Source organism: Nostoc foliaceum FACHB-393 (assembly GCF_014698505.1).
GTDB classification, from domain to species: domain Bacteria; phylum Cyanobacteriota; class Cyanobacteriia; order Cyanobacteriales; family Nostocaceae; genus Nostoc; species Nostoc foliaceum_A.
In genome coordinates this window covers 1-23,678 of record NZ_JACJTD010000071.1, presented here as the reverse complement: position 1 = coordinate 23,678, position 23,678 = coordinate 1, and the positions used below count along the sequence as shown (strand labels likewise).

Sequence of the window (23,678 nt, the reverse complement as noted above, 5' to 3'; positions counted from 1 at the left end):
TGCCTTCTCTTACCCTGCTGGGGGCTGCTGCCCCTAGTCAGCCATTCCTATGCAAAGCATGGGAACAAGAGAATATTATTAATTACGAATTATTTGTTTAACTACACCAACAAAGCGTTCCATGTCAGCGTGGGTAATAGCTCCCATTGTCGATACTCGGAAAATAGATTGAGCTAAATTTCCCTGTCCAGAATAAATTATATAGTCTTGTGCTTTCAGTTGGTCGTGAAATTCTTCATATCTGAAACCATCTGGCAAGTAGTAGGCATTCAAGACAACGGATGAGCTGCCAAGAGGAAGTAAGGGTTTAATTCCGATTGAGGCTAACCCGTCTCTGACTAAGCTGGCAAGTTGGTTGTAATGGTTGTGTCTAGCACGCCAACCCCCTGCTTCTGCCATTTCTTGCAAAGCTTCTGTTAAAGCATAAAATGTCTGTACTGATTGTGTAAAAGGTGTACCGCCTCGGTCTTGCTGCTGGCAATAGGTTCCTAAATCTAAATATAAGGTGCGGGGGATTGTGTCTACTGACGGCAGTGCATCCCGTCGCAGAATGACAAAGGACGTTCCGGGGACACCATGCAGACATTTATTGGCTGTCGCAGCGCAAGCCGTGATTCCCCAATCGGCAAAATTTAGTTCCTCAGCACCAAAGCTGCTGACTCCATCCACTAATAGTTTGATGCTGCGTTCTTGACAAATTGGCGCAAGTTCCAGCAAATTATTTAGGCGACCAGTAGTAGTTTCGTGATGGACGACAGCAAGGTGGGTGATGTCGGCATTTTCATCTAAAAGTTTGACTAAAGCGTTGATATCTATTTCGGCATCCCAAGCATGGGAAAGTGTGATGTAATTAATACCGTGGATTTTGGCAATTTTGGATAGTCGTTCGCCATATACACCGTTTTCAATGACCAGCAATTTCCCATCGCTTGGAACTAAACTGCTGATCATCGCTTCCATTGCTGCGGTACCAGAACCAGTGAGAAGAACTGCTGCCCAACGAGCGCTTCCAAGACCATAAACTTGAAGTAATTGTTCGCGGATTCTGCTTTGAAGTTGGGAAAATTCCACCTCACGATGACACAAATCTGGACGCAACAGGGCATTTCTGACGCGATCGCTCAAATTGACGGGGCCGGGATTTAGTAAAATCATTTTGTCATTTGTCATTTGTCATTAGGCATCAATACTGCTCGGGTTTTGCATTTTTAACTTGGCATTGGGTTTGGGGAAAAGGTTAAAGGTTTTTTCTTTCCCCTTTCCCCTTCCCCTTTTCCCCTTAACCGACAAGTATTGCATTAGGCATTAATAAATTTAAGAGTTGGTACTTTGAATTTATTAATTACGAATTACGTTAGCGCAGCGTTAGCGAGTATTCGAGCGTCATTACGAATTACCAATGTGTTTCATAAAGCGTTGTAAAACTGCTTCTGGCGTAAGGTTGGGTCTGGGTAGCTTTTCTAAAGTTCCGGGACGGATTTTTAAATGGGCGAATTTAGGCCTATTGTTAGCATCTGCGGTAAATAAGGTATTTAAAAGCGAAGGGTCATTTCCAGCTAATGTAACGCCGTAACCGCAGGCTTCGGCAATTTTGGCAAAGGAGATACCCGCAGAAACGGTGGCTTGTGCGCCTGTGGAATCGTGGACTTCATTATCTAAAAGAATATGGGTCAAGTTAGCACCGCCATAAGTACCGATGGTCGCAAAATTACCCATTCGCATCAGTGCTGCCCCATCGCCATCAATTACTACTACCTTCAGGTCTGGACGTGCTAAAGATAATCCCAATCCCATTGAGGAAGCGCAACCCATCGAGCCGACCATATAAAGATGATTGGCGCTGTCTTTACTAGCAAAGAGTTCGCGTCCCGTGTATCCGGTGGTGGCAATTACTACAGTGTTTTCTGGATCAGTAAGTTCTACAATCCGAGCTAATGCTTCGTTGCGAGAAATGCGTTGTTCTTTGCTATCCCGAAAAAAGTTTTGCTGAATATGAGCGCTATTACTATTTTCTCGTTCGGGGATAGAAGAACGAGTGAGTGCATGGGGGGCAATCGCTCCTTTACGCATAATTAGAGCATAAGGACAGCGCTCTTGTTGCATATAAGCTGTGGCTCTTTTCAGAACTGGTTCTATTTCTGCTACGTCTGTGGGAAAAAATTCCCAAGGTATAGTCATTGTTTCCAATAATTTCTCTGTGATTTGCCCCATTAATTGATGTTGCGGTTCATCTTGTAAATGGCGATCGCCTCGCAGGGTACAAATCAGCAGCAGCGGAATCCGAAAGATGTAAGTTAGCGACGTTAGCGGGTTAACTGCATTCCCCAAACCAGAGTTTTGCATCATCACCACAGCAGGTTTACCAGCAATTGCGGCTCCAGATGCGATCGCTACAGCATCTCCCTCATTGGCTGCGGAGATATATCTAAGTTGAACGTCATTGATGACGTAGTTAATAAAGGGCGTGAGAAAAGAACAGGGTACGCCCGTGTACCACCCAAAGCCAAAATTACGCGCAGCTTCTACAAATTCTTCTGCCTGAATCATAATTAAAAATTTACAGTAATTTTTGGGATGGGGAGAAACGCGATTAATCGCGTACTGGGGAATTGAGAGGAAAGATTATTATTTCAACCTCTGAACTCGGAACTCCAACCTCTGAACTCGGAACTCCAACCTCTGAACTCGAAACTCCGACCTTTGAACTCGAAACTCCGAATTTTGAACTCGGAACTCCGACCTTTGAACTCGGAACTTCGACCTTTGAACTCGAAACTCCGACCTCTGAACTCGAAACTTCAACCTTTGAACTCGAAACTTCGACCTCTGAACTCGGAACTCCGACCTCTGAACTCGGAACTCCGACCTCTGAACTCAAAACTTCAACCTCAGAACTCGGAACTTCAGCCTCAGAACTCAAAACTTCAACCTTACAATTCCAATCTCCAATTCCCAATCCCCAATTCCTTATTGTTTTAATTGAAAAGCAAGGTCAAGATCATCTAAAGAATTAACATCTAACCAGTTACCGCGAATATAAAGCACCTTGATCGGTTTTCCTTGCTCGATTAAATAATTACATAATTCTGGCAAACCCAAACTGTTGAATTCCGGCCGTTTTTGCAACTCATTGAGTGCTTCACTTAGCCACTGTCTACCTTGACTCCGCAAGCGCAGCATCCCAATCCAGCGGCCGCTAGATTTACCCAATTGCGTTTGTGTTGTTTTAGAAACGTTCAACAGGTTGACATCCTGTCCAAACAAAGAAAGGTCATCTGGAATTGAGCAATAGGCGTAGTCAGGTGAACCGCTAACAGACTTACTGTTCGCCACAGAATCAACCACAGCCACAATTTCTCCGGGACATTCTAATAAATCGCGCAGAATGTAGCTTCTAAATAGTAAATCGCCGTAAAGTACCAGCATCTCGTCGCCGAAGCTGTTTTGAGCGCAGGCTAAGGATGCTAATTCTCCCGTTGTTTCATAATCTGGGTTGCGGATGACTTTAGTCCCCACAACATCTATAGTTTCTGCTTTGTAACCTGCGACAACGGTAATATCATTGATGGCAAGTTTTTTGAATTTGTCCACCAACAACCTGAGCAGTGGTTTACCTCCAAGAGGTAACATCACTTTGGGTTTATCTTGCGTCAATCCTGCTAATTCTTGTCCTCTGCTAGCAGCCAAAACGATCGCTTGGGTATGTTGTCGTCCGTTGCTAAAGTAGCGTTTTTCGGCTTCTAACAGTTCATCCGCCCCCTGTAGCCGGAAAATTTCCTTTACGGGAGCAATATCATCTTCAATGTTGATTAAAGTTTCGCTGGCTTTTACTTCACGGGCGATCGCTTGCATACTAGCAACAGCAGCTCGAATCATATGGTTTGCCCAGATGACCAAATTAACTTCGGCTTTGCGAAACACATTGGTGGCAGTGCTGTAATATTTAGTCGGTATAATCACTAACGGGGAACGACCCGCCCACTCTTTGGCAAAGGCTAGCACTTGGTCAGGACGCGATGATTTACTGTGAATCAAGATTGCGGTTGCTCCTGCGGCGTGATAAGCTTCAGCTCGGCGCATTGCCTCCGAAAGATCCCACCCAGCTATCAAAGCTTCGAGTCGGGCGACAATACAGAAATCTGGGTCTGTCTGACTATCCTTACCTGCCTTAATTTTGCCGCAGAATTCATCAATATCAGCCAAAGCTTGGCGACTACCGTTGATAAAGCTATTAGTTTTGGGAAAAAGTTTATCTTCAATACAGACTCCAGCAATACCTCGCTGTTCTAACTTTTTGACCAGGCGGCGCATATTATTAAAGTTGCCATAACCGGTATCTCCATCTAATAAAATGGGGATGCTCGTGACATCAGACATGAACTCTAGCATTTCCACAACTTGAGTCCAACTGGCTTCATTATTATCTCGAACGCCATATTGAGCCGAAAGGGCTAGTCCACTCGCCCAAATTCCTTTAAATCCAGCCTCTTCCACAATGCGGGCGCTAATCCCATTGTGAGCTTCCATAATGAAGTCGAGTTGAGGCGATTCTAGTAATAGCCGCAATTGGGCACACTTATTTAATTTTGCAGCGGTATCAATGGGTGCAAATATTTGATGCATCTATTCTGCTTTTCTCAACCTATATAATAATTGAAGATATTTTCAGACATTTTCTGCGACTTCTATCTGAGGTAAAATATCGTTTTGGGCACGTTGAATATCCTGGGGAAAATCAATTTCGAGCCAAGGTAACCCAGTGATGTCTTCGTAGCCAAATGTTGCTGGAGTTTCTAACAGCAGATCCCGAATTATTTCTTCATAAGGTTCATCATCCAGTCCATCAGCAACATACTGTTCTGTGCGAGTAGCAAGACGGTGAGCAACAGCACTTTCAAAACGAAAGAATCCTACTGATTCGCCTGCAAAATCATAAGTCAAACCAAGAGCTACTTGTTTGCGAAACTCGACTAGATAATTATCTCTGACACAAAGCTTCACGGGTTCATCCCCAGGTTCAAAATCCCGATCCAGCAAGAAGCAGTTGGAGACATTTGTCTTTATCAGTTGTTCGATGATGCTGCGATCGTATAAAACATCTGCATCCATTAATAATATGTCACCGCCAGCAACTAGCTGTTGACGTAAAGTCCAAAGACTAATGACACTACCTTTAGTGTAGTCAGGATTATAGACTGTACTAACCCAATTTTCGGCTCCCAATGCTTTGATTTCCTCCTGAATTTTTTCAGCTTGGTAACCTACAGCAATTACCACTTCGTCAATGTGGTAATGACGAAGATAGTTCAAATGGCGCTCTAATAGAGATTTACCGTTAAATTTCAGTAAGCATTTGGGTTGGATTTGCCCGTCTTTACCTAAGCGTCGTCCAATGCCAGCAGCTAATATAATTGCCTTCATCGTCAAGTCACCAACAAAGCTAAAACACCAGGAAATCTGGAAATTTTCCCAGTATTTTATAATGACTGTTTTTTGCTCAAGACAATATTTGTTAATTAATTCTTAACATGGAGTTAGGGAGAAAGTTCTCAACCACCAACAATTCGTTCTGAGAGGATGTTTGAAAAGTGGTATGTTGTGATTTTAATCGAATTACTACCCCCTTAATCCCCCCTTATAAAAGGGGGGAAACAAGAAAATCCGGTTCCCTCCCCTTTATCAGGCTACGGTGTACACACATCTTTCTAGAAAACCAAAATTGTCCTAGATCCCCCTAAATCCCCCTTAAAAAGGGGGACTTTGAGAGCTTTTTGCCCCCCTTTTTAAGGGTTGGGGGGATAAAAAGCCTGTGGCGCAACTCTAGAAGACTTGTGTATACACCGTAGCCTTATAAAGGCTACGGTTAGGGTGGGGTAAAAAATATTTGATACATCAATCATGACTTTTAAAACATCCTCTGAGCTTGAAACTTAGCTTGAAGTTTCTGGTAATCAACAATTGCTATAGCTTTATAAATTTCAGTTTCAAGCTTCATTAATAATTATTTATTCTCCCACTGCTTCCTTATCTAGTTTGGTTTAGACTGCGGGAGTGTCCGAAATTGCCAAATTACCCATACAGCAAAAGTTGGCGCACCAATTGTAGCTGCCATTAGTAACGGCTCTAGTCCATCCAATAAAGTAACTATGGGAAACAAATACAGCACGTCTTCGATGTCAAACCCGGCGAAATTTGGTTGACGGCTGGCGTTTTTACCTAGGCGCTGTTCCATTTGGTTTCGCAAATGAAAGATGCAAGCAACAGATACGCCAGATACTATCCCCATAAGCAACGCCCACCAACCAAATTTTCCCTGCCTAAGCCCATATCCAATACACACAAATAAAAGAATGTGGATGATGGCATCACTAGCAAGATCGTACTGATGTCCCCATTTAGTGCTTTTCCCACTCAGACGAGCTAATTCACCGTCAGTGTGATCTAGAAAGTTGGATAAAGCAAATAGCCATGCCCCAATGTTAGCCCAGATGGCATTACCAACCCCGTTGGCGTAGCCCGTCATAGACATCGCTACGGCAGCTGCCAACCCTGTCACAAGCCGCACTGTAGTCAGATGATTGGGGTTTACCCAACTGTTTTTTAAAGGTCTAACTAGCCAGTAAGCCAGTTGAGCATCCCAAGGCTTTATGTTCATAGATGAACTTGAATTTGATGTGGTCTTTGAATACTGATAACACTGTAAATTACCACATCCATCTAAAGTTATATATTTTTATTGTAAGATGACTACAAATTGTCCATTTTGTGAAACTCTTCATTGATGGATGAAATTTCTAGTTTTGAGAGCTGCGGGATTGGTCAGCGAACGCTTTGAACTCGATAGCATCATGACTACAGAAGAGGCGCACGCCCTTATTGCGATCGCTTGATAAGGTGCGTAGCCGATCTTGATTGAGCAACCGAGCTTTGCGATCCACTTCCATCATCCATTGGTAAGCACGCAAACCTGGCGTGCAGCGTCTTTTGGATGAGTCCATCTCGTGCCGATAAAAGTAGGCATCACCTGCATGTAGGAGCCAACCTTCTGGTGTATCGATGGCGATACCAGCATGACCCCGCGTGTGACCAACAAGCGGGATGAGAAGAATCTCTGGCGGTAGTCCGTCGAGGTTACGTACTGCTTCAAAGCCAAACCAAGGTTCGCCTCCCGCTGAATAATACTTCCAGTGCTTAACCTCATCCCACTGTTCTGGACGATAGCGCCCTCTGGCGATAAAGCCATGCCGATCCTGGGCGGTTTCAATCTCACTCTGCATTACATGCACCGTTGCTTCCGGGAAATCCTCTAGACCACCGGCATGATCGAAATCGAGGTGGGTGAGCACAATATGACGCACATCTCGCGCGGAAAATCCCAGCCGCTCAATTTGATCGAGTGCCGTGTATTTTTTATCAAACTGGATGCCATTGAAATGAATGAAGAACGGGCTAAGGTGCGAGTAAGGCGACTTCATATCGCGCAGTCCGAAGCCGGTATCAATGAGAACAAGTCCCTGGTCTGTCTCGACGAGCAGACAGTGGCAGACGAGGTGAGCCGTCGGGCCGCGACTGAAGCCATCGAAGAGGGCCCCACCAATCGGGCACATGCAGCCGCAATTGAGATGATGAATTTGCATGAATCCTCCGTTACGACTCTGACTGTCCTAAATGTGTGAGATTGCCGCCTCGCTGGTACAGCTAAGGCGATCGCAGCTTAAAAAGAGTGCCAATTGAGCATATTCGGTTAATTAGCTGACCCAGACTCACTGAGTTTGCGGGGCTGTTCAGCATTGACTAGGAGATCAAAGCCGTTTTGGGCAAACTATTTGGCGAGTTTGTAACCGATGCCGTTGGAGGCACCTGTCACGACAGCTAGGGGTCGAGTCAACGAGCTGTTCAAAACCGTCCTAAACTCCTATGTAACTGCTCCACAATCGCTTGCTATGGCTTGCTTCTCTCGCTACCAAATAGTTCTGCGTAGACTGTAGGCTTTCAACCCTTACAATGTTACGCAGATAGCAGTGTGGTTGCGTCTTTCCAAGGAAGTATGGCGCGTGTGTCTTTAAGGTTACTTTTATAGAGTTCCGTATATAGTTCTAACCCTCATTTAGTTAGAGAGATTCTGTTTAACTTACACCTCTGGCAAATCTCCAATTTTAAAGAAGAAGTAAGTCACACAGCAATGGTGAAATATGACTTTCAGTCTCTCAAAATCTATTTTGCTTGTTACATTAGCTACGAACTTTGGTAAGGATTTTTTGGGAATAAAAGGAAGCTGATTCTTCGTTTTTGGCGCAATCTTGGGCAAATTTAATTAGATGGTGTCCGACAAGTCCAACGTGAATCAAGTTTTCAATATTACCTGCTTTTAGTGCTGGCTTGGCCATTTTCCAGAAAGTCTGACGATAGTTACTAAAAATGCCTATCCGCAGCAAAATATTAGCTAAATAAGTTAAACCTTTGCGAATATTTGCCCCAGAAGTACGAGCTGGGCTGTTAGGTACTTCGATGCGGTTTGGATAGGTGTGTTCCATGTTGTAGGCAAACCGCTGATATAAAAATTCTGGCTCATAAGCAGTTGTAATGCAGCGCCGCCACATCTCAACAACTTGCTCGTAGGGCATCAAAAACTCCACATTTGATTCGCGGCTTTCATCAAAAACAAGTCTTCCTTCTGCTTCTAATCTCCGCCATAAAGGAGTTCTAGGTAATGCATGAAGTAAGTTAATTGTCAACATGGGAATTTGAGATGCCCGAATAAATTCGATAATTCGGTCTGCTGTTTCTGGTGTATCTGTATCTAACCCGATGATGATTCCTGATACTACTTCCATGCCATAGCTATTTAAAACCTGAATTGCTTTTAAGATTGGCATACTCAGATTTTGGTCTTTGGAAATGGCGTGGAGAGCATTTGGTTCGGGTGTTTCGATACCGCAAAAGATTGTGCAGAAATAAGCTTCACGCATCATCTCTAGCAGCTTTGGACTTTGAGCTAAGTTGAGCGTTGCTTCACAGGCAAACTGGATGGGGTAGCCATTGCGTTTTTGCCAGTCAATCAGATGAGGAAGTAACTTCATGGCGGCGCGGCGATCGCCAACAAAGTTATCATCAACAAAATACACTGCCCCCAAATTACCAGATTGTCGCATTGCATCTAACTCAGCGACTACTTGCTCTGGTGTTTTCATTCGGGGACTGTTGCCATAGAGTTCGGGAATATCACAAAACTCGCAACGATAAGGGCAACCACTAGAAAACTGGACATTTGCCAGGAAATAATCATTGATATTCAGCAAATGATAAGCTGGAGTGGGAAACTCTGTTAGGGGCAAACGTTCCTTGGTTTCAAAGCGAATTTGCGCTTGAGGACGTTCCAGGTTTTGGTCTAGATACTCGATCATGCGATCGCTTGCATCTCCCAACTCACCCAAATGTAAAATGTCAAATTCAGGATAATATTCTGGGCAACCAGATACTGAAGGGCCACCTACAACTGTGATTTTGCCGGCTCGATGGGCAAGTTCATTAATTTGATTAATCTGTGGTTTTTGGATATGCATTCCACTCACAATCACCACATCACACCATTGGTAATCAGCCCTGGTTGCTGATTTGACATTCTCATCAATAAACCGCACTTCCCATTCTTTAGGTAAGTAGGCAGCCACAATTAAAATGCCTTGGGGTGGCATAAATGCCCGAACATTACCCATAAGTGGGTAAGCGTGATGAAAAGTACCAAAGGAGCGGCTGTACTTGGGAAAGATACACAGAATGCGTCGATGGTGCGAAGGAACGTAGCGGGTTCCTGGAGTGACAGGAGCGGTTTTGGAATCGGCCGCTATATAAGTTGGGTTCTCTAAAGACTTTAGATTCACGGTCATCGCAAATTTCACCCTGGAAAACTGAGCAGCTAACTTGACAGTTTATTGACATAATTAGCTGTAATTCCAACTAGCTTACCGTGATATTTCAGAAGTTTTTAACTGTAAGATAGAAAATTTACCCTAAAAGCGCGACCTCGATTGGTTTGCAAACAACTATCTTGAAAATAGGGCATGAGGCATTGGGTATGGGGCATGGGGCATAGGCATCTATCATGAATTTGATTTATTTTCTTTTGCGTTCTTCGTGGGGGATGGTAGCGATCGCGATCGCTACCGGATTCCTGAGTGGTGGTAGTAGTGCTGGCTTGATTGCCTTAATTAGCCGTGCTGCAAGTAGCGGTAGTGCTTCCCGCCTCACATCCATAACTTGGGGTTTTGCGGGACTGGCTATAGTTGCACTGATTACCAGCATCATTTCCCAAGTGATGCTGATCCGCCTTTCTCAGAATGCAGTTTTGCAATTACGGATGCGTTTGAGTCGCCAAATTCTTGCTTCCGAGTTAAGTCATCTGGAAAGTTTAGGGAATCCTCGATTATTGGCAACTCTCACAGAAGATATTCAAGCGGTTGCCAATGCTGTTTATCAGATGCCTTTTATATTTATTAATTTAGCGATCGTCCTAGGTTGCATAGCGTACATAACTTGGCTTTCTTGGTTAGTATTGTTGATGGTTTGTGGGATTTCAGTAGTTGCGATCGGTAGTTGCCAGTGGTTATTAAATAGAGGCGGCAAATTGCTGGCCTTAGCTCGTGAAGATGAAGATCAGCTATTTAAACATTTTCGTACCATTACCGAAGGAGTCAAGGAACTCAAGCTAAATTACAGGCGACGTGAAGATTTTTTAGAACAAAAACTGCAATCAACTGCTAACGAATTCCGTCATCACAACGTTAACGGTCTAACCCTTTTTGCCACAACTTCAAGCTGGGGTCAACTTGTATTCTTTTTTGCCCTTGGTTTTGTAATATTCGCATTGCCTAATCTGCTTGCCATCAATGCTGAAACTCTCTCTGGCTACATTTTGACTTTTACTTACTTGGTGTTACCAATGGATAACATCATCAGTAAACTTCCTCTATTAAGCAAAGCCAGCATTGCCTTGCAAAAAATCGAGTCACTGGGTTTATCTCTAGCTAGTCGAAATGAAATATCGACTGTTCCACCTGCTCTTAAATCTGACTGGCACAGCTTAAAATTTAAAAGTGTTACCCACACTTATTACACAGATCAAGAAGACAATAGCTTTATCTTTGGCCCTATCGACCTAACATTGTATCCTCAAGAATTAGTCTTCATTGTCGGCGGTAATGGTAGCGGTAAATCTACATTAGCTAAACTAATTACTGGACTTTACATCCCTGAAAAAGGCGAAATTTTGTTTGATGATGAGTTAATTAGCGAACAGAACCGAGAATGGTATCGCCAGCATTTTTCCGTAGTATTTTCCGACTTTTATTTATTTGAAGAACTTTTAGGATTAAAAAATTCTGACTTGGATGCTCAAGCTACAAAATATTTAAAACAACTGCAACTAGACCATAAAGTTAAAGTTGAAAATGGGCAACTTTCCACCACAGCACTTTCTCAAGGACAACGGAAACGGCTGGCTTTGCTCACAGCGTACTTAGAAGATCGACCAATTTATCTATTTGATGAGTGGGCAGCTGATCAAGATCCAGTATTCAAGGAAGTATTTTATACTCAGCTACTACCAGAACTGCGATCGCGCGGCAAAACAGTGCTGGTGATTAGCCACGACGATCACTATTTTCATTTAGCAAACCGAATTATCAAACTTGACTATGGACAAATAGAGTACGACAAGACTTGAAAGGGGCAGGGAGCAGGGAGCAGGGAGCAGGGGGAAGGAATTTATTTGTTGCTCTCAACCCCATCTAAATCCAAGCCACGTTATGATATTTTGAACTTTTTTTTGAGCGAATAGGGAAGCGATCGCCAAATTAAGGGACTTCCAAAAAACTGATACAGCAACCCTTGTTATTTTTTAGGTAGAACTTTACCGATAAAGTTGGTTAAATGTTGGTATTGCTGGTACGATTCTACGTAGCATCAATTTTTGGAAAAAACCTATATTGCACCTTTTCTATGAAAAGAAGACAAATTCTTGGCTTTTTGGGTATAGCAGTTGCAGGCTTGCTCCTAGCAATTGGTTTACCATTAGTTACGCTTTCTCCTTCTCCTGTAATAGCACAATCAAGCACCAGCATACTCGTGTCCGCAGCTGCCAGCTTAAAAGATGCGCTGGAAGAAATTAAGCCTTTATACCAACAAAGTAAATCAAATGTCAACATTACTTATAATTTTGGGGCTTCAGGTGCTTTGCAGCAACAGATTGAGCAAGGTGCACCAGCGGATATCTTTATTTCTGCTGCCAAAAAGCAAGTAGATGCCTTAGAAGCAAAAGGACTATTGTTACCAGGTAGCCGTACTAACTTGGCAAATAACCGTCTAGTCTTGATTGTGGCTCAGGATGTTGTTGGTATCAATAGCTTCTACAATTTAACAGATAGCAAGATTAAGAAAATTGCGATCGGTGAATCAAGAAGTGTACCCGCAGGGCAATATGGGGAGCAAGTCTTAAAGAAATTGAAACTTTATGATCAGCTTAAACCAAAATTGGTTTTTGCTAACAATGTGCGTCAAGTCTTGGCAGCAGTAGAAAGTGGCAATGCTGAAGCAGGTTTAGTTTATGCCACTGATGCCAAAATTTCCAACAAGGTAAAAGTTGTAGTCGCTGCTGACGATAAGTTTCACTCACCAATTGTCTATCCGATCGCAATAATTAAAAGCAGTAAAAATACTTCTGCTGCCAAAGAATTTGTCCAGTTTCTATCTGGCAGTCAAGCCAAAACTGTACTCAAAAAATATGGGTTTATTGTGCGTTGATGAAGAATGCAGATAACAAGGGGCTTTTGCCCCAAGTCTTGTTAATTGAGGTCTAAGAAGCTGCTGACTGTAATTTTTCTAGTCGTGCTAGCACTTCTGAACTGTGAATATTTGGGTTGACTTTGACAAAAGTCTCGCGCAAGACACCCTGAGGATCGATGATAAAACTGTGACGCATCGATAAGAAGCCAAGCCATGAACCGTAAGCTTTACTCACGGAACCATCAGTGTCAGCCAACAGCGGGAATTTTAGTCCCTCTGAATCACAAAATTCGGCGTGAGAATCAATATCATCAGCACTTACACCAATAATCTGGGCATTCTTTTCAAGGTATTGGGGTAAGTCTTGCTGAAAACGACGAGCTTCTATAGTACAACCAGAGGTGAAGTCTTTAGGATAAAAGTAGAGGACTAGCCACTTACCGCGCAAGTCAGAGAGGGAAATTTTGCCATCACCTGTGTTGGTTGGCAAAGTAAACTCTGGTGCGGGTTGATTAATTGCAGGAAGTTTACCACCAATAGCATCAGCAGTAGGGGTAAAATTCAGCCAGCTGACGATAGAAATACAGCTGGCAAATAATATGCTTAAAAAAGTGCGGCGAGAAATCATGGTGCAAACCAGAATCACAACTTTACACAAGTTTACAATTCTTGGTTACTGCTAATGTCACTCTAAATGAGATTCGGGTGGGGTATCTGTGCTTTCAATGTATTGGCTATCTAGAAGAAAGGCTCCCCTAGCAAAGCGAATACCCCAATATCCACCAGGTCTGCGGTCAATGACTGTACCCTCTTCGCCAATGTGAATTACATCGGGTGGGCGCAGCATGGGCATGGGTTCAGCAGTTTTGACGTAAGGTGGTAGTGCCACAACCCGGACTTTACTACCAATTGTGAATTCTTTAGACATTTTAATCAAGCTAGGAGTTTTGAATTAACTCATAACTCATAACTAGCTTGAAAGTCTACTAAGTGAAAATAAATAGGGAAAGGGAAAGGGGATAAAGTTTTTCCCCTTTCCGCATCTTCTGCAAGAAGTCTATTAATTTTTAACTATGGAAAATAGGGACTGGACATCAGTCAAGTTAACTATTTTTTGAAAAATTATTATTGAGGATTGCCTTGTTGACGGCGCGAAGGAGCATTTTGACGATATTGCTCTATTTTTTGTCGCTGTTCTGGGGTAAAGACTGCTTGAATCTGTTGTTTCTCAGACTCGCGGATTTGTCGCATTTGGGTTTTTTGTGCTTCAGTCAGATTTAAGTCAGCATAACCACCCTTTCCTCGACGTTGACCGGCTTGAAGTTGGCCTTGATCGGCTTGACGTTGAGCCTGACGCGCTTGTTTCGCCGCCTCTAATTTTGCTTTTTGTTCTGGGGTCAAAACGGCTTCAAATTTGGTGCGGCTATCGCGGCGAATTGCTTGAATTTGGTTTTTTTGGGCATCTGTTAGACCCAAGTCTTTCCACATACCCCTTCCTTTTTGGGGAGTTTGTGCAAGTAACACGGGTGAAGGAGAGGCTGTTTGGGCGTTAACAGCAAAGGAGGTTGCAGTTAAAGTTAGAGCAATCGCTCCAGCGAGTAGCGATAATGGTTTGAGTTTCATTACTTGTGTGGTGAGTTTTTCCTGGTTGGATGTCACTATCATAAGAATTTATCTTGAGTAGTCACATGAGGAGAAAGTCATGGTTCTACCCATGACTTTAGTCATGATTGAATTTTGACAAATGTGACTGACAATAAATAGTTAAGAGTTGGGAGTTAGGAGTTATGAATAATGAAAATTTTCATTATGGTTAATTTATAAATGCTTGTTTAGTTTATTACATCATGTTTTAAATTCAACACTTACTCTTAATTTCTAACTCAAAGAAAACTTTGAATGGTGAAAGTTGCCGTTCAAATATTCGGAACTCCTAACCCTTAAATAAATTTAATTTTTTAACTCCTAACTAACTTATAACTGGAGCGAAGTGTCTAATGAGTCATCCAATTCAAATTAAAAAACATCCTTTTCCATCTTTACTTTATCTGGAGTGGATACTACTGGCAATCACTGCATTGACAGCTGTTATACCACCTCCGTTACGGCGATTTCGTCACAAAGCTCCAGAACTATCTATTTGTGGTTTATTTCCAGACTTATCAATTTGCAATCTATTGCCAGAACTGTCAATTTATAGTCTGATTGTTTTTGCATTAATGGGCTTAAAATTACCCACTAATAATAATCAGCTAACCAAGGTGATATACACAGGTTTTGAAATTTTATTAATTTTAACAACTGGACTATTTGGTGAAAGATTTGCTCGTCTTTTTCCATTTCTTTACATAATTTTAGTCACTCGTAGTTGCCTAATATTTAAATTACCTGGGCGTTTATTCGTTACAAGTCTATCATTTACATTATTTCTATTGACTACACAACTAAAATACCAGTTATTCAATTTTCAAGCATCCCCACAGGCACAAGAGCGTTTTCGATTTCTTAGCTTGAACTGGTCGCTAGTATTTGGCTTAAGTTTAGTTTTTGTGTTGTTGATGATGAATGCAGTATTATCTGAACGGCACAGCCGAGAAAAGCTAGCGATCGCTAATGAAAAACTCCGTCAATATGCCATGCAAATTGAAAATCAAGCTACTTTAGAAGAACGTAACCGCATCGCTCGTGAAATTCATGATTCATTAGGACATTCTCTAACTGCTTTAAATCTGCAATTAGAAACTGCTTTAAAACTGTGGCAATCTAACCCAGGTAAGGCTGAAACATTTCTAGCGACAGCAAAGGAATTAGGTTCCAAAGCGCTAAAAGATGTCCGCCAATCTGTTTCTACTATGCGTTCTAATCCCTTACAAGAACAATCTTTAGAACGTGCGATCGCTAGCCTTTCAGAAAATTTTCATCGCTCAAATGGCATCTTACCAATTTATCAAATTAACCTGGAATATCCTCTACCACCTGAAATAAATACCGCAATTTACCGCATTACTCAAGAATCATTGACAAATATATCTAAATATGGGTACGCCACAGAAGTTAAACTGGAACTCGCTACGATAAGAGGTAATTTGCGATTGATAATTCAGGATAATGGTAGAGGTTTTGATTTAGGGCAAAATACTACTGGTTTTGGACTTCATAGTATGCGCGATCGCACTTTAGCACTTGGAGGTGAGTTTAATATTAATAGCGCTCCTGGTTCAGGTTGCAAAATTACAGTTAATATTCCATTAACGAGGTTGACATAATGATTAAAGTGTTGCTGGTAGATGACCAAGGTTTAATTCGTCAAGGATTAAGAGCATTATTAGAATTAGAACCAGATTTAGAGATAGTAGGAGAAGCAGAAAACGGTGAACAGGCGATTAATTTAGTTGCTGAATTTCAGCCAGATGTAGTATTGCTAGATATCAGAATGCCCATTATGGATGGAGTTGCAGCCACGCGAGAAATTCAAAAACGTTTTGCAAAAACTAAAATTTTAGTACTTACGACTTTTGATGATGATGAATATGTGTCAGCAGCATTGCAAAATGGAGCAATGGGTTATTTATTGAAAGATACACCTTCAGAAGAATTAGCTGTGGCTATTCGTGCCGTTTATAAAGGATATACCCAATTAGGCCCAGGTATAGTTAAAAAGTTGTTAACTCAGTTTTCTAATGGTACACCAACCCATTCACCGCCTGTACCATCTAGTTTAGCTGAACTTACTCCTAGAGAAAAAGAGGTTTTGCGGTTAATTGCTACAGGCGCTAGTAACCGAGAAATTGCTCAGGAACTTTACATTTCTGAGGGGACTGTGAAAAATCATGTTACAAATATTTTAAACAGGTTAAATTTGCGCGATCGCACTCAAGCTGCGATTTGGGCAAATACGTATTTATCCTATTTGAATGAACCAAGTTAAATAATTCGTAATGACGCTCTCTACGAGACGCTGCGCGTAGCTTGCTTCCCTGTAAGGGTACGCGGACTCGCTACCGCTACGCTAACGTAATTCGTAATTCGTAATTTTAACCTTTAGATTATATAGGGTGTGTTATCGCGTTAGGGTAATGCACCATTTTAGGCTTTTATTTGCGCCTACTATCTAGAAAACTTAAATGTGTAGCAGCTTATTTAAATAACTCCAAGCATTCATTTTTTAAAACGCCTTTGGTGACTTTAATATTCCTAAATGACTTAGCAATCACTTCTTCGCAAGATATATTAATTTGTGATTGATTTACCGAAATTAAATCTTGAATTGAAGCACCATACACAATTTCTGATAAACCACTCCAAACACAAGCAGTCGCACACATTGGACAAGGTTCGCCAGTAGTATATATGCTATAACCTTCTAAAGAAGGGTTTTGAAGTTTAGCTGTTAAACTACGAATAACGTTAATTTCTGCATGACCTGATGGATCATTGTCTCTCCTTACAGTGTTATGAGCTACAGCAACGACTTCGTTATCTTTAACAATCACAGCACCATAAGGTGCATCTCCTTCTTTTGCTTCTGCCAAAGCTAAACGCATAAAATATTCTGGATTCATATAAGCTGAGGTTAACACAAGGATAATGATTAATAATATCGTATTTCTAATGCTATAACTGAGAATTAAAATTAGTTAATGGTCGAATATGTTACTGAGCAGACAAGAAACAGAATTCTACTTAAAAGACCTGGAAACACCATTAGGTAAAGCGATTAATTTAACACTTGCCGCTATGGTGTTAGTATCATCAGGAATTTTTGTGGCAGAAACTTATAACATTCCTGATTCTGTGCGGTTTCAGTTGAATGTAGCCGATACTGCGATCGTCATCATCTTTGCGGTGGAATATTCACTCCGTTTGTGGAGTGCGGAAAACAAAATTAAGTATATTTTTAGCTTTTATTCGATTATTGACTTAATGGCGATTTTGCCATTCTTTGTAGGAATGGTGGATATTAGCTTTATCCGTCTACTGCGATGGTTTCGGATTTTACGATTAATCAGATTTATAGATAGGAAATTTTTGTTCGCCAGTGTCAGCACCGAAGATGGGATGATTTTTGCGCGAATATTATTTACATTATTTGCAATTGTTTTTATTTATTCTGGCTTAATTTATCAAGTCGAGCATCCAGTTAATCCTCAAAATTACGGTACATTTTTAGATGCCTTTTATTTCTCTGTTGTCACAATGACAACTGTGGGATTTGGCGATGTTATTCCAATTTCTGAACTAGGACGCTTGTTAACAGTACTGATGATTTTTACCGGAATTGCGCTGATTCCTTGGCAAGTGGGAGATTTAATTAAGCAAGTGGTGAAAACTGCTAATCAGATAGAAACCATTTGTTCAGGTTGTGGTTTAGCTTTCCACGACATAGATGCTGGGTTTTGTAAAAGGTGCGGGACTAAGTTACCTAGTCGAAGGGTTGATTAAGAGAGTAAGTGGTGACGGCTGCCGTAGGGTAAATTTTAGTGTGTGCTACAATCTTGTGGTAAAGTAAACGACAAACCTGAGAAAGGCAAATGTTCTAAAAAACGCTGCAAACATTGATACATTTAATTTCTCTTACTTTCAATAATTCCCCGAAAAGGAGTAAAGGCAATGAATGCATTACTGCATAATCCAATTGCAGATATGTATGGGCCAGACTTTTTGCTGTTTTATTGCTCTGTCGTTGTGATAACTTTGGTAGTCTGTTGGCGGTTAGTGCAAGATCCAACCAAAAACCAGCCTCTACCTTTAATTCCTGCTGAACCAGATCCTTACGAAATCGCTTATTTGCGTTCTCAAGAAACAGGAATTGCCGATGTAGCGTTATTTGACTTGATTGTTCGGGGTTATTTGCAATTCAGTGAACAATCGATCAGCCAAGTACCAAATCATCCTGATGCATCTCACCTACAGCCTATAGAGCGTGAGATATTTGATAAATTATCTTCCTCCTCTACAGTTCAAACATCTCTTTGGCTGGCAACCCAGAGCATCCAGACATACAGCAATGCCTATGAAGAAAAACTACAAAATGAGCAACTGCTGTATGCTTCCCAGTGGCAAGAACGGAATATCAAAGTTGGCTTGATTGGGGCAATGATTATTTTTAGCCTGGGTGGATATAAGCTGCTTATAGCCTTGGGTAAAGGTCGCTCTAACGTAGGTTTTCTGGTAGCAATTGGTGTATTATCGATTATCTTTTTGCTGTGGTTTGTGAGTAGACATACGCCTCTAAGCCATCGAGGAAAAATTTATCTGCAACAACTTCAGCAAACATTTACTCGATTGCAGCAGAAGGCAAAGTATGACATCCCTTCTGTATTTGACTACAACTTACTAGTGGCACTCTTTGGTGTTGAGGCACTGGCTGGAACCTCTTATGACTCCTACTACAAAGCGTTTTTTCCGCCAATATTTTCTAGAACAGTTAGCACGGGAAGCAGATCGTCTGGTGGTTCGTGCAGCAGTAGTTCTGGCTGTAGCTCCTCATGCAGTAGTAGCTCGTCTGATAGCTCATGCAGTAGCAGTTCATGTAGCAGCAGTTCCTGTGGTGGTGGCTGCGGTGGCGGTTGCGGTGGTTGTGGAGGAGGTTAAGAGCAATGTTTTCTCATCTCCCTAATTTAGGCGTGGGGTTGGGTTTTCGAGAACCGTTTAAAAGTGATATTTTTCTTAACCGTCAGCAGGTTGACTTTCTAGAAATTGTTGCCGAACACTATCTAGATGCACCCTGGCAAAAACAGCAGGAGTTAGAACTGCTTGCTGCCCATTTCCCGATAGTTCCCCACGCTCTCAATCTTTCGTTAGGTAGTGCTGAAGGTTTAGATACAGATTATTTACGCAAACTTGCAGCACTAATTAAGCAACTTAACCCGCCTTGGTGGAGTGAGCATATCTGCTTTACAAAAGCGGGTGGAGTCGATATTGGGCATTTGTCCCCGCTACCTTATACCCAAGAAGCTGTAGAAGTACTCTGTCGTAATATTGCCGAAGTCCGTCGCTGGGTTGATGTGCCATTGATTCTGGAAAATATCACTTATATGGTGACACTTCGAGGTGCAGAAATGACAGAAGCCCAGTTTTTAGCAGAAGTGGTAGAACGTTCCGATTGTGGACTGCTGTTAGATGTGACCAACCTGCACACTAATGCTGTGAACTATGGGTATGATGTTCATGATTATTTGCAACAGTTACCGAGCGATCGCATCGTACAATTACATTTTGTTGGTGGACATTGGCATGATGGCGTATTAATTGACAGCCACTCACAATCAACTCCAGTGGAAGTATGGCAACTTATGGAGGAAGTTGTTGCCCGTGCTCCAGTTAAAGGGATTATTCTAGAACGAGATGAAAACTTGCCACCCTTTGCAGAATTGACAAAAGAACTGCAAACAGCACGGGACATTAGCAGGAGTTATGGCAGATGGGGTTAGCACAAACCCAGGAAGTTTTAGCCCAACTTTACACGAATAGCGATTTGAGAGAGCGTTTCTTTGCTAACCCAGAAACTGTTGGCGCAGAGTTGGGGCTGAGTAGTGATGAAGCACAAAAGTTGGCTCAACTTTCAGCACAAGAGGTAAATATCTTTGCCAATTCACTGAAGTGGAAACGGTTAGGGGAAGTACGCGAACAACTTCCACGCACTGCGCGGGCGTTGGGTAAAAATTTTACTGCCTTGTTTTGGCGATATGCCCAAACCTATTTACCAAAAGGAATCAAAAAACACAGAGAAGATGCGATCGCTTTTGCTAACTTTATCGCCAGAGTTGCTCAAGAGGAAAATATAGATCCACCTTGGATTAGTGATTTGGTGCGCTACGAAAAAACATGGCTGTTAGCTTATGAACCTACTAGCCGCTTAATTGTGTGTTGGTTCCGTTATCCTATTAGCATAGTGAGTCCAGACGCAATGAACCGCCAACCAACGATCGCAATTTGGTTTCGGTTCTCAAAACAATCGCAACTGCGGCATATTGTGCGCTCGCTATAGTGTGCTAATTACCAGCTAGTTCACGGTAAAATAATCTTTCTCTGGCGATCGCTCAGGAAAGTGATAATAACCAATGTCTAACCTCAACCTCCTTTCCGAATATAAAAGCTTTGGTGGCAAACTCGGTTTTTACAGTCATTCCTCTTCAACTTGTAACGGTGAAATGCGCTTTGCTGTCTATCAACCACCACAAGCAACTCAAAAACCTGTGCCGATTCTTTATTTCCTCTCTGGGTTAAGTTCCACGGAAGAGAATTTTATGGTTAAGGCGGGAGTACAGCGCTTTGCAGCTGAGTACGGTTTGATATTGGTTGCACCAGATACGAGTCCGCGTAATACTGGCATTGTAGGTGAGGATGATGACTGGGACTTTGGCACAGGTGCGGGCTTTTATGTTGATGCTACAGAGAAACCGTGGCGTAAAAACTACCAAATGTATAGTTATGTCGTCCAGGAATTACCTGCTTTAATTACCGCAAACTTCCCCACGCAACCTGAGAAACAAGGTATTTTCGGTCATTCAATGGGAGGACATGGAGCGCTTGTCTGTGCAATGAGAAATCCAGAACTCTACAAATCAGTATCAGCCTTCGCACCTATTACTGCACCTATGCGTTGTCCTTGGGGTCAAAAGGCTTTCAGTGGTTATCTTGGCAACAATCAAGAAAGTTGGCGTGCTTATGATGCTAGTGAATTAGTCAAGCAAGTAGGATATCACAGTTCGATTCTCATTGACCAAGGAACTGCGGATAAATTTTTAGCTGAACAATTATTGCCAGAAGTGTTTGAGCAAGCTTGTGCAGATGTTAACCAGCCGCTAAACTTGCGTTACCAAGAAGGCTATGACCACAGTTATTATTTCATCGCCAGTTTTATTGAAGATCATATCCGCCACCATGCGATCGCATTATTACAGTAGTTATCATCTATTTAAACCCCACATTTCTATAGGATTCCTATTTTATTTTTAGACAAGACTACGACCAAATACGCACGCACTCAGGGAATAAATTCCTGTTTTGGGAATTAGTCGAGCTTATGAAAATAAAACAGTCCTGCTAAATCAACGCTGGCAATTCCCTATAAACATCCGCTTCATACGGAAACTAATTGCTTTTGATATTTGAGTACTGAAAACTTTAGTGATTTGCTGACGCTGGGTTTCAGCTTTACTTGCTGACCAAGCTTCAACGGATTGAAGCGCCTCCTGCATCATTGAGACATATTCTGAGCGAAGCGAAACAACGGTAACATTCTTAATAGTCGCCGATTGAAGTCGATCGAGATGTTGTTTAATCTCACCAATTTTTTGATCTATGTGCGGATTCATCTCTGAATTGACAAGTAACAAGCTAAGAATCTGTGCATCGGAGCTTGCATTTGTTGCCAGGTTATAGATTTGTTCGCATTCTGCTTCTGCACCTTTTTTTGCTGTTGAAAGATAAAGGCTAGCTGACCCAGAAATCTTCGTGCCAGTATTAATAATACGTGATTCGACTTTTACTTTTTCCGCGCAGCTCATTAGGTTTAGGGTGATTACAATCATACAACTTAAAGCCAGCATTATTCGATTGCCTTTCATTTGTTAAACCTATCTTTGCTTGAACAATTGCTGATATCTAACTTTGGTAGTCATTGCTGCCAAAAATCTTGGCGATACACATAAAACTATGTGTATCGTACCCAAATTCCCATGAAAAGCATCAATGTACTGGGCATTGACGGAATGCGTTTGAGGCGTTGGCGTAGCCCGCCGCAGGCATCGCTTTATTGAACTGATATTAGCCGTCCCATTGCTGAGTGCATAGCAGTCAACCGTCGGACAATCTGCTCAATTTCCAAATCTAATATGCTGTAATCAATGACTGCTTGACGAATAGGTGTATGTCCTTGATTGACAGTTAGCTCTTGTATCCGGGCTGTACGCAGTGCTTGCAGGTGCGGTTGGATTTTGTGCAGCGTTTCTTCCAAGTCAGGCAAGGGCGGTGGGGTAATTTCCTGCTGTACTGAATCAGCTAACTGCTCTAACAGTAGCGAAACTTGGCGAACAAAGGTTTCTAATTCTGGGAGTGGCACAGTTCCTCGAAAATGTTCGAGATGTACTGCCAAAACTGTCACGGCGTTAGTAAAACGTCCCATGTACACCAGCAGAGTCATTACTGGTTCTACTAATTCTTTCGGCATTTGGGGTTCGCGCAGCAATCCTTGGAATGAGGCTTGGGCATTGCCTATTGCCAATCCAGTTTGTCGCCGTTGACTGATTATGGTAGAGTCAGGCTCTTTTGTTCCCTGGTAAACAGCCATTACATCCCGAAAGTATTTGTGGGATTCTCGCAAAGCGGTGGCGAGTTGACTGGGTAAGCGATCGCGTTCCCGATTTGGCAATATGAAATAATGACTCGCAAAAGCCAGCCCGGCCCCAATTAATGTATTCAACACGCGGAAGCCAGCAAATTCCCAACCAATCGGATGACCAATATCAATAATTAGTAAGACAAATATTGACAAGAAAATCACTGAATAACCAAAGTTGAAACCGATCAGGGAAATGCCAAAAAAGACTGTCAGCAAAATGATGATGTCTAATACAGGCTTACTTGTGATGGTTGCAACTATCACAGCTGCTAATATAGCTCCCAAAATCGTCCCGCCAACTCGCTGAAAAAACCGCTGGAAAGTTGCACCAAAGTTTGGTTTGAGAACTAGGATGCTTGTCAGTGTCACCCAATAGCCCATTGGTAAATTCGTAATGCTATATAGAACCCATTTGACATCTAAGAAGGTGCAGCAAGCCTCTTAACCATCAACCGAATAAAACAAAGATTAACCTTGGCAGTCGCATTCGCTAAAGTTCTCTCAAAGTTCTTGACGAGGATTTTGCATCTTTCCATCCAAGCATTTGACCGCT

The 23,678-nt window shown here is 42.1% G+C and carries 22 protein-coding genes and 1 pseudogene; 10 read left to right on the top strand and 13 right to left on the bottom strand.

All coding sequences use genetic code 11. The features are described from left to right. Nucleotides 1-78 precede the first annotated feature (78 nt). Nucleotides 79-1,170 carry a 2-aminoethylphosphonate aminotransferase gene (locus H6G92_RS32600; protein WP_242059400.1) on the bottom strand — a complete coding sequence of 364 codons (1,092 nt, stop codon included), beginning with the start codon at nt 1,168-1,170 and terminating at the stop codon, nt 79-81. A gap of 216 nt (nt 1,171-1,386) precedes the next feature. Next, complete coding sequence (gene aepY / locus H6G92_RS32595) at nt 1,387-2,547, bottom strand: phosphonopyruvate decarboxylase (protein WP_190900204.1); 1,161 nt, start codon at nt 2,545-2,547, stop codon at nt 1,387-1,389. A 62-nt stretch (nt 2,548-2,609) separates the two neighbouring features. On the opposite strand from aepY, the gene H6G92_RS32590 reads away from it, so the two are divergent. Then, the gene (locus tag H6G92_RS32590; RefSeq protein ID WP_190900196.1) at nt 2,610-3,014 is read left to right on the top strand and encodes a hypothetical protein; all 405 of its coding nucleotides are present in this window, start codon (nt 2,610-2,612) and stop codon (nt 3,012-3,014) included. On the opposite strand, the gene aepX is transcribed toward H6G92_RS32590, so the two are convergent. The 5 genes from aepX to H6G92_RS32565 form a co-directional block, all read right to left on the bottom strand. Then, the gene (gene aepX / locus H6G92_RS32585) at nt 2,968-4,623 is read right to left on the bottom strand and encodes a phosphoenolpyruvate mutase (RefSeq protein WP_190900195.1); all 1,656 of its coding nucleotides are present in this window, start codon (nt 4,621-4,623) and stop codon (nt 2,968-2,970) included. The two genes, H6G92_RS32590 and aepX, sit on opposite strands and share 47 nt — an antisense overlap. A gap of 42 nt (nt 4,624-4,665) precedes the next feature. Then, nucleotides 4,666-5,421 carry a phosphocholine cytidylyltransferase family protein gene (locus H6G92_RS32580; RefSeq protein WP_190900189.1) on the bottom strand — a complete coding sequence of 252 codons (756 nt, stop codon included), beginning with the start codon at nt 5,419-5,421 and terminating at the stop codon, nt 4,666-4,668. Nucleotides 5,422-6,028: 607 nt separating this feature from the next. Then, the gene (locus H6G92_RS32575) at nt 6,029-6,655 is read right to left on the bottom strand and encodes a CDP-alcohol phosphatidyltransferase family protein (RefSeq protein WP_190900186.1); all 627 of its coding nucleotides are present in this window, start codon (nt 6,653-6,655) and stop codon (nt 6,029-6,031) included. A 139-nt stretch (nt 6,656-6,794) separates the two neighbouring features. Further along, nucleotides 6,795-7,607 carry an MBL fold metallo-hydrolase gene (locus tag H6G92_RS32570; protein ID WP_242059402.1) on the bottom strand — a complete coding sequence of 271 codons (813 nt, stop codon included), beginning with the start codon at nt 7,605-7,607 and terminating at the stop codon, nt 6,795-6,797. 624 nt (nt 7,608-8,231) lie between these two features. Further along, a complete protein-coding gene (locus H6G92_RS32565) occupies nt 8,232-9,887 on the bottom strand; it encodes a B12-binding domain-containing radical SAM protein (protein WP_190900182.1) in 1,656 nt (551 codons plus the stop codon). Nucleotides 9,888-10,102: 215 nt separating this feature from the next. On the opposite strand from H6G92_RS32565, the gene H6G92_RS32560 reads away from it, so the two are divergent. Continuing rightward, entirely contained in the window at nt 10,103-11,722 is a 1,620-nt protein-coding gene (locus H6G92_RS32560; RefSeq protein WP_190900180.1) for a cyclic peptide export ABC transporter, read from the top strand. Between the two features lie 275 nt (nt 11,723-11,997). Beyond that, on the top strand, nt 11,998-12,798 hold the full coding sequence (modA, locus tag H6G92_RS32555) for a molybdate ABC transporter substrate-binding protein (RefSeq protein WP_190900178.1): 801 nt from the start codon (nt 11,998-12,000) through the stop codon (nt 12,796-12,798). Nucleotides 12,799-12,850: 52 nt separating this feature from the next. Here modA and H6G92_RS32550 read toward each other — a convergent pair whose 3' ends face one another. The 3 genes from H6G92_RS32550 to H6G92_RS32540 form a co-directional block, all read right to left on the bottom strand. Continuing rightward, on the bottom strand, nt 12,851-13,408 hold the full coding sequence (locus H6G92_RS32550) for a peroxiredoxin (protein ID WP_190900211.1): 558 nt from the start codon (nt 13,406-13,408) through the stop codon (nt 12,851-12,853). Nucleotides 13,409-13,465: 57 nt separating this feature from the next. Beyond that, entirely contained in the window at nt 13,466-13,708 is a 243-nt protein-coding gene (gene sipA, locus H6G92_RS32545) for a regulatory protein SipA (protein WP_190900177.1), read from the bottom strand. A gap of 197 nt (nt 13,709-13,905) precedes the next feature. Beyond that, nucleotides 13,906-14,403: a Spy/CpxP family protein refolding chaperone gene (locus H6G92_RS32540; RefSeq protein ID WP_190900210.1), complete on the bottom strand. Its 498-nt coding sequence runs from the start codon at nt 14,401-14,403 to the stop codon at nt 13,906-13,908. Nucleotides 14,404-14,777: 374 nt separating this feature from the next. On the opposite strand from H6G92_RS32540, the gene H6G92_RS32535 reads away from it, so the two are divergent. Both H6G92_RS32535 and H6G92_RS32530 read left to right on the top strand, forming a co-directional pair. Next, nucleotides 14,778-16,046 (top strand): sensor histidine kinase, encoded by a 1,269-nt coding sequence (locus tag H6G92_RS32535; protein ID WP_190900175.1) that lies wholly within the window; start codon nt 14,778-14,780, stop codon nt 16,044-16,046. Then, complete coding sequence (locus H6G92_RS32530) at nt 16,046-16,708, top strand: response regulator (RefSeq protein WP_190900172.1); 663 nt, start codon at nt 16,046-16,048, stop codon at nt 16,706-16,708. Before H6G92_RS32535 ends, H6G92_RS32530 begins: the two co-directional genes overlap by 1 nt. Before the next feature lie 208 nt (nt 16,709-16,916). On the opposite strand, the gene H6G92_RS32525 is transcribed toward H6G92_RS32530, so the two are convergent. Then, nucleotides 16,917-17,342 carry a nucleoside deaminase gene (locus H6G92_RS32525; protein ID WP_190900170.1) on the bottom strand — a complete coding sequence of 142 codons (426 nt, stop codon included), beginning with the start codon at nt 17,340-17,342 and terminating at the stop codon, nt 16,917-16,919. Nucleotides 17,343-17,430: 88 nt separating this feature from the next. Between H6G92_RS32525 and H6G92_RS32520 the strand changes: the two genes are divergently transcribed. The 5 genes from H6G92_RS32520 to fghA all read left to right on the top strand — a co-directional run bounded on the left by H6G92_RS32520 (nt 17,431) and on the right by fghA (nt 21,689). Beyond that, on the top strand, nt 17,431-18,222 hold the full coding sequence (locus tag H6G92_RS32520; protein ID WP_190900168.1) for an ion transporter: 792 nt from the start codon (nt 17,431-17,433) through the stop codon (nt 18,220-18,222). A gap of 168 nt (nt 18,223-18,390) precedes the next feature. After that, the gene (locus tag H6G92_RS32515; protein WP_190900166.1) at nt 18,391-19,374 is read left to right on the top strand and encodes a TIGR04222 domain-containing membrane protein; all 984 of its coding nucleotides are present in this window, start codon (nt 18,391-18,393) and stop codon (nt 19,372-19,374) included. Between the two features lie 5 nt (nt 19,375-19,379). Further along, entirely contained in the window at nt 19,380-20,213 is an 834-nt protein-coding gene (locus H6G92_RS32510) for a DUF692 domain-containing protein (protein ID WP_190900164.1), read from the top strand. Then, nucleotides 20,204-20,770, top strand: a complete 567-nt coding sequence (locus H6G92_RS32505; RefSeq protein WP_190900162.1) for a hypothetical protein — start codon at nt 20,204-20,206, stop codon at nt 20,768-20,770. Before H6G92_RS32510 ends, H6G92_RS32505 begins: the two co-directional genes overlap by 10 nt. Nucleotides 20,771-20,843: 73 nt before the next feature. Beyond that, complete coding sequence (fghA, locus tag H6G92_RS32500; protein WP_190900160.1) at nt 20,844-21,689, top strand: S-formylglutathione hydrolase; 846 nt, start codon at nt 20,844-20,846, stop codon at nt 21,687-21,689. Between the two features lie 144 nt (nt 21,690-21,833). Here the strand turns inward: fghA and H6G92_RS32495 are convergent, their stop codons facing one another. Both H6G92_RS32495 and H6G92_RS32490 read right to left on the bottom strand, forming a co-directional pair. Then, on the bottom strand, nt 21,834-22,352 hold the full coding sequence (locus H6G92_RS32495; protein ID WP_190900158.1) for a hypothetical protein: 519 nt from the start codon (nt 22,350-22,352) through the stop codon (nt 21,834-21,836). Between the two features lie 185 nt (nt 22,353-22,537). Further along, nucleotides 22,538-23,524, bottom strand: a pseudogene (locus H6G92_RS32490) (FUSC family protein); the annotation flags it as partial. Nucleotides 23,525-23,678: the final 154 nt, after the last annotated feature.